The organism is Brevundimonas sp. (assembly GCF_036405315.1).
Lineage (GTDB): Bacteria > Pseudomonadota > Alphaproteobacteria > Caulobacterales > Caulobacteraceae > Brevundimonas.
Genome location: NZ_DASWXW010000209.1, coordinates 1 through 6,793 on the forward strand (window position 1 = coordinate 1; position 6,793 = coordinate 6,793).

At 69.2% G+C, this 6,793-nt stretch carries 4 protein-coding genes and 1 pseudogene; 4 read left to right on the forward strand and 1 reads right to left on the reverse strand.

All coding sequences use genetic code 11. The features are described from left to right. A pseudogene (locus VGE49_RS13000) lies at window positions 1-435 on the forward strand (hypothetical protein); the annotation flags it as partial. Here the strand turns inward: VGE49_RS13000 and VGE49_RS13005 are convergent. Beyond that, the gene (locus VGE49_RS13005) at window positions 432-1,211 is read right to left on the reverse strand and encodes a prepilin peptidase (protein ID WP_331034965.1); all 780 of its coding nucleotides are present in this window, start codon (window positions 1,209-1,211) and stop codon (window positions 432-434) included. The pseudogene VGE49_RS13000 and the gene VGE49_RS13005 sit on opposite strands and share 4 nt — an antisense overlap. Before the next feature lie 303 nt (window positions 1,212-1,514). On the opposite strand from VGE49_RS13005, the gene VGE49_RS13010 reads away from it, so the two are divergent. The 3 genes from VGE49_RS13010 to VGE49_RS13020 all read left to right on the forward strand — a co-directional run bounded on the left by VGE49_RS13010 (window position 1,515) and on the right by VGE49_RS13020 (window position 6,754). Next, window positions 1,515-3,005 carry a hypothetical protein gene (locus VGE49_RS13010; RefSeq protein ID WP_331034966.1) on the forward strand — a complete coding sequence of 497 codons (1,491 nt, stop codon included), beginning with the start codon at window positions 1,515-1,517 and terminating at the stop codon, window positions 3,003-3,005. A 97-nt stretch (window positions 3,006-3,102) separates the two neighbouring features. Continuing rightward, window positions 3,103-5,760 (forward strand): TonB-dependent receptor domain-containing protein, encoded by a 2,658-nt coding sequence (locus tag VGE49_RS13015; protein WP_331034967.1) that lies wholly within the window; start codon window positions 3,103-3,105, stop codon window positions 5,758-5,760. A 124-nt stretch (window positions 5,761-5,884) separates the two neighbouring features. Next, complete coding sequence (locus VGE49_RS13020) at window positions 5,885-6,754, forward strand: type II secretion system protein N (RefSeq protein ID WP_331034968.1); 870 nt, start codon at window positions 5,885-5,887, stop codon at window positions 6,752-6,754. Window positions 6,755-6,793: the final 39 nt, after the last annotated feature.

A 6,793-nucleotide genomic window follows, 5' to 3' on the forward strand; every position in this document is an offset into this window, starting at 1 on the left:
GGCGGCGGGGCGGGGGCGGGCGCAGGCTCGGGAACCGGCAGCGGAACCGGCGCCGGCAGCGGCTCGGGCAGCGGCTCGGGTTCAGGCTCCGGCGCGGGCGGGTCCTGCGACATGGTGCGCCGTCTGCAGAACGCCCTGCGCGACGCGCCGGGCGTGCGCGCGGCCCTGACCGAGGCCTATCGCACCTCGGGCGCCAACGGGCGGGCCATCCTGATCTGGAACGGCGACTGGGTGCTGAGCCCCGGCCAGGAGGGCAAGGGTCTGGCAGGGGTGCGTCAGGCCGTGGCCGTCACGGTCGGCTTCTCGCCGCGCGCCTGCAAGACCGAGACGGTGCGCGGCTATGTCGTCCTGACCCTGGGCGACCAGCCGGGCGCGCCGCGTCTGGCCCTGGGGACCGGCCAGTGGCGCTGGGCCGACCTGCTGTCCCTGAACTAGGCCAAGCTCAGCCCCAGGGGGCCGTAGAGCCAGGTCAGCCAGACGCCGACGGCCAGAAAGACCCCGAACGGCAGCCGGTCGGTCGCCGACACCTGACGCCGCACGATCAGCATGGCCAGGACCACGCTGAGCCCCGCCGCCGAGGCCCACAGCAGGACGCTGGGCAGGCCCGTCCAGCCGACCCAGGCGCCGCCCGCCCCCATCAGGAAGGGATCGCCGCCGCCCAGGCCCTCGCGCCCGCGCACCCGGCGATAGAGGAAGGCCAGCAGCCACAGCCCGCCGAAGCCCACGACGGCGCCGATCAGCGGCGGGACCAGGGCCGACGGGAAGGCCGCGCTGGGACCGCCGGGATAGAGCAGCACCGCAGCCAGCAGGCCGCCGACGAACAGGGGCAGGGTCAGCTGGTCGGGCAGCCAGAAATGCTCGGCGTCGACCAGGGCGATGATCAGCAGGTTCCACCCCAGCACCCCGGTCATCAGGGCGGTGGTGAAGTCAGCGGAATGGAAGCCGGCCCAGACCCCGATCAGGCCCGATCCCAGCTCGATCAGCGGATAGCGGGCGGGAATGACCGAACCGCAGTCGGAGCACCGTCCGCGCGACAGGACCCAGCTGAGCACCGGGATCATCCGCCAGGGCTTCAGCGTTCGACCGCAGCCGCCACAGCGCGAGCGGCCGAACACCACGTCCCCGCCGCGCGGCAGGCGCAGGCTGACCAGTCCCAGGAAGCTGCCGACGATCAGGCCGACGCCGCCCAGGAAGGCGGCATAGATCAACATGGGCGGCCTCCCCGGCGCATGGTCGTTGTCCTGCACTAGCGGGCGCGGGCGGTTTGGGGGAGACGGAATCGTCTCCGGTTGATCGACGCCATGTGAAATCCCCGCCGTATCGGGACGGATTTTCACGCAAGCGGCGCCACAGCTTCACGGAACGTCGTCTGATTTGTCGTGGTTCGGCGGCGGCGGTGTCACATCCGGCTTCTAGGGGAGGGGCCGGGCAGGCGGGCGCCGATCATCCAACTTCGGACAATCCGTCCGGACGTCCTCCTGCATGTCTTTTTGGCTCAGACACGGTGGAGAACGATGACCGCTCTCAAGACGAAAACCCTGCTTGCGGTCGCCGCCAGCGCCCTGGCCCTGGCCGCCTGCGGCGGCGACGGCACCTCTGAACTGCAGAACCCCGGCGACACGGGCGGCAACCCGGGAACGGGCGGCGGCGGCGGCAACAACGGCGGCGGCGGCAGCGGTTCGACCGGCGCCTGCCCGACCCACCCGAACGTGACCAAGGTCACGGTCGGCACCGAGACGCACTGCCGCATCGCCGGCGAGATCACCACCAACCTGACCCTGACGGCCGGCCCGGCCTATCAGCTGAGCGGCACGGTCAAGGTCGGCAAGGACGTCGGCTTCGACGGCCAGAAGGCCGGCGGCGTCACCGCCGTCCTGTCGATCGACCCGGGCGTGAAGATCTACGGCGGCACCCGCACCTCGCAGCTGGCCATCCAGCGCGGTTCGCGCATCAACGCCGTCGGCACCGCCGCCCAGCCCATCATCCTGACCAGCGCCGACGCCCTCGGCTACGCCACGACCCTGGGTCTGGCCAACGCCCGTTCGCCGCTCGGCGCCGGCGTCCGCGACGACCCCTATTCGGGCGAGTGGGGCGGCCTGTCGCTGCTGGGCCGCGGCGTGATCAACAACTGCCCGGCCGCCCCGGCCGTGTGTGAAGCCGAAGCCGAAGGCGGCTCGGGCCTGTACGGCGGCAATGTGCCGAACGACACCTCGGGCACGCTGAAGTACGTTCGCGTCGAATACGCCGGCGTGCGCTTCACCGAGACCAACGAGCTGAACGCCATCGCCTTCTGGGGCGTCGGCTCGGGTACGACCGTCGACTACGTCCAGGCCCACAACGGCGGCGACGACACGGTCGAGTTCTTCGGCGGTTCGGTCAACGCCAAGCACCTGGTGCTGACGGGCGCCGACGACGACAGCCTGGACTGGACCTTCGGCTGGAACGGCAAGGTCCAGCACGTGGTCGTCGCCCAGAACCCTCTGCAAGCGGCTGGCGACGCCGGCTACGAGGCCGACAACAACGAACTGGGCTTCGACATCACGCCGCGTTCGGCCCCGACCATCTCGAACGTGACCCTGGTGGGGAACACCACGGCCGGCGCCGGCATGCGCCTGCGCCGCGGCACCGCGGGCAAGTTCTACAACCACGTCGTGTCGGGCAACTTCCAGCGCGGCCTGCGCATCGACGACGCCGCCACCTACGCCCAGGCGGACGCCGGCGCCCTGTCGCTGCGGTCCTTCTACATCTCGGTCGCGACGCCCTTCCACAGCACCCAGGCCCAGGCCGTCTTCACCAAGGACGCTAACAGCCGCACGGGCGCCTCGACCCTGTCGTCCTACGTCTCGGGCGGCAAGGCCTACATCAACGGCGTCAACGAAAACGGCGTGACCTCGGTCGATCCGCGCACGGTCGACGCCTTCTTCGACAACGCCCCCTACGTCGGCGCGGTCCGTGACTCGGCTTCCAACTGGACGCTCAACTGGACCCGCTGGCTGAACGACTAAGGGTCGCCTCGATCCTTGAGCGGCGGACGGCCCTGCGCCGTCCGCCGTCTCGCCCTTCCTCCTTCTTTCCGGCGCTCGCACCGAAGGACTTCTTGAGATGACGCCCACCCGCACGATCGGCCTCGCCGGCCTGCTCGCCAGCACGGTCCTGACCGCCCCCGCCCTGGTTCCGACCCTGGCCTGGGCCCAGGACGCCGCGCCTTCGGCCCCTACGCCGCAAGACCCCGAGGCCGCTTCGACGGTCGAGGACATCGTCGTGCGCGGCCGCTTCGTGCCGGACGTGAAGCGCGAGACCTCGGCGGTCGCCAACATCCTGACCGAAGAAGACATCAAGCGGTCGGGCGACTCGGAAATCGGCGAGGCCCTGGCCCGCGTCACCGGCCTGTCCATCGTCGGCGACGGCTATGTCTATGTGCGCGGCCTCGGCGACCGCTACTCCAGCATCGTGCTGGACGGTTCGACCCTGCCCAGCCCCGAGCCGCTGAAGCGGGTGGTGCCGCTGGACCTGTTCCCGACCTCGCTGGTCTCGAACGCCCAGATCCAGAAGACCTATTCGGCGCAGTATCCGGGCGAGTTCGGCGGCGGTCTGATCGCCCTGTCGACGCGCGCCATCCCCAATGAACGCTTCCTCTCCTTCGGCGCCTCGATCAGCGCCGAGACGGAATCGACCGGCAAGGAAGGCCTCTACTGGGATGCCGGCGGCAAGCTGTCGAACATCGGCATCGCCGACAACAGCCTGAACCTGCCCAAGTTCATCGCCATCGACCCCTCGCTGAAGTCCTTCGCCAACAACCCGACCATGCTGCAGGCGGCGGGGCGTTCGCTGCGCAACATCTGGTCGATCGACGGCGACAAGAACCTGCCGGACTTCGGCTTCAACCTGTCGGGCGCCGAGATCGTCGACCTGTCGAACGGCGTCCGCCTGGGCGGCTTCGTCGCCATCGACTACGACTATCAGGTCCGCAACCGCGAGGGCGTGCGCAACTCCTTCGAGGTCAACGGCGGCGTCAACGACCAGATCAGCCCCGAGGCCTGCGCCGGCGCCGGCGGCTTGTCGAACGCGACCGACTGCGGCTTCCGCCGCACGGAACAGGAATACGCCCTGAACGCCCTGGGCGCCTTCGGCGTCGAGTTCAACGAGAACCATGAGCTGAAGCTGACCACCCTGCTGCTGCGCAAGACGCGCCAGCAGGCCCTGATCGAGCGCGGCCTGTTCTCGGCCGACCCCGGCCTCATCCGCAGCTTCCAGCGCCTGAACTGGATCGAGCAGCAGATGAACTCGAACCAGCTGTCGGGCCGTCACGTCTTCATGCTGCCGATGGCGCTGGACCGCCTGCAGATCGACTGGCGCGCCGCCTATTCGACCGCCTCGCGCGATACGCCCTATCGCCGCGAATACTCCTATCGTCTGGAGCCGGACAACGTCTTCCGCCTGACGCCGGGGTCGGATTCCAACCGCACCTTCTTCAGCGCCCTGGAGGACGAGAACAAGGAGTTCGGTCTCGACTTCACTCTGAACGGCATGATCGCCGACCGCGAGATCACCCTGAAGGCCGGCGGCCTGCATCAGGAGCGCGAACGCGACTTCGCCAGCCGCCGCTACTCCTTCCAGCCGGCGGCGGGCGTGATCATCACCCCGGCCCTGCGCGCCTATGTGCCGGAGATCATCTTCAGCCCGGACAACATCGGCGGCAACGCGGGCTATGTCCTGCGCGACATCACCGATCCGTCGGACTTCTTCGACGCGACGATGGAGATCAACGCGGCCTACGCCTCGGCCGAGGTCGAGGTGATCAAGGATCTCCGCGTCACGGCCGGCGTCCGTTACGAGGACTCCGAGCAGCAGGTGAACAGCTTCATTCCGCTGGGCGAGACCGGCGCGGGCGATCCCATCGCCGCCGACCTGGCGAAGGACTTCTGGCTGCCGACCGCGACGGCGACCTGGGAGTTCTTCGACAACATGCAGCTGCGTTTCGGTTATTCGAAGACAATCAACCGTCCCGACCTGCGCGAGCTGGCCAACGCCCTCTTCCTGGACGACGACTCCAACACCCTGGAGCGCGGCAATCCGAACCTGAAGATCGCCGAGATCCAGAACTACGACCTGCGCTGGGAATGGTATTTCGGCCAGCGTCAGTCGGCCACCGTCGGCCTGTTCTACAAGTCCTTCGACAACCCGATCGAGCGCACCTATCAGCCGATCGGCGAGGGCTTCGGCCGTTCGTTCCAGAACGCCCAGGAAGCTACCCTGAAGGGCGTCGAGGCCGAGATCGACTACACCCTGCCGATGGACGTCTGGGCCCCGAACCTGACCTGGTTCCAGGACAACGAGGTCTTCGTCGTCGCCAACGTCACCTGGTCGGACTCGGAAGTGACGGACGCGGCCTACACCCGCGCCCTGCAGGGTCAGTCGGAATGGCTGGGCAATCTGCAGCTCGGCTTCGAGAACACCACCGCCCGTCGCCGCGCCACCCTGCTGGTCAACTATCAGGGCGAGCGGATTTCGGACGCCGGCATCATCACCGGCTCGACCCGTCTGCCGGACGTCATCGAGACCCCGCCGATCCTGCTGGATCTGGTCGCCAGCCAGACCTTCACCGTCGGCGGTCGCGACTATGACGTCGGCGCCAAGGTCGAGAACATCCTGGGCGAGGAGTACGAGCGCAGCCAGTCCTTCGCCAATGGCGGCAAGGGCGTGGTCGAGGGCTACAAGCTGGGCACCACCTTCTCGCTCAGCCTGTCCACGACCTTCTGATCCGCATACGGCGGCGTTGTCACGACAACGTCTCAAGGCCGTCATCGTGACGTGAGGCTTCGACCCCGGCTGCTGGAGTAAGCAGCCGGGGTTCCCGTTTTCGGGGGTGTTCGGAGCGTCGGGCGTGATCGCACGGGTCGGGGAATGGGGGCGTCAGGCGCGCGCGGCGATCGCCGCGCGGCCGGGGCGGATTCGCGCCGGGGTCGAGATCGCCCTGGTCGCCCTGCTGGCGGTTCAGGCCGGGCGTTTGGCCTGGATCTTCGTCGCCCCCCAGCCGGAAATGGCGGTCGCCGCCCGCGCCGAGGCCGCGCCTGTGGACGCGTCAATTTTCCAGCGTTTCGACGCCTTCTTCCGCACCGGCGACAAGAGCAGCCTGGCCGAGGCGGCCGGCGCCGACAGCGATTCCTTGCGCCTGTTCGGGGTGCGGGCGGGCGGCCCTGACGGCGGCTCGGCCATCATCGGCCTGCCCGACGGGCGCCAGGTCTCGGTCGGGGTCGGCGAAACTATATCGGACGGTTTGACCCTGGCCTCGGTAGGCGAGGATTTCGTCACCGTCTCGCGCGGCGGATCGGTCAGCCGGCTGGTCTTCACCGAGACGCCCGCCGGCGCGGCCACGCCGCCTCCGCCACCCGCCACCCCTCAGGTCATGACGCCGACGGGAACGCCTGCCCCGGTATCGGCGGCGGCCCCCGCCGCCGCGCCGACCGGCCCGGTCGTCGATCCGCAAAGGCTGATGGCCCAGGCTTCCTTGCGCCCCCGCATGGACGGGCTTCGCATCAAGGGCTTCACCCTGGCCGCGCGCGGCGACGGGGCGGCGCTGAGGGCGGCGGGGCTGCAATCGGGCGACGTCATCCTGGCCGTCAACGGGGCCGAACTGAACAGTCTGGAACGCCTGTCCGAACTGGGCGGCGAGCTTTCCGGCAGCAGCGCCGCCGAGATCCGCTTCGAGCGGAACGGCCGGGTGCAGACCACCACCATAAGGACCGGCCAGTGATGCGCCTTCACCGCTCTTTCGCCGCCGTCGCCCTGTCGG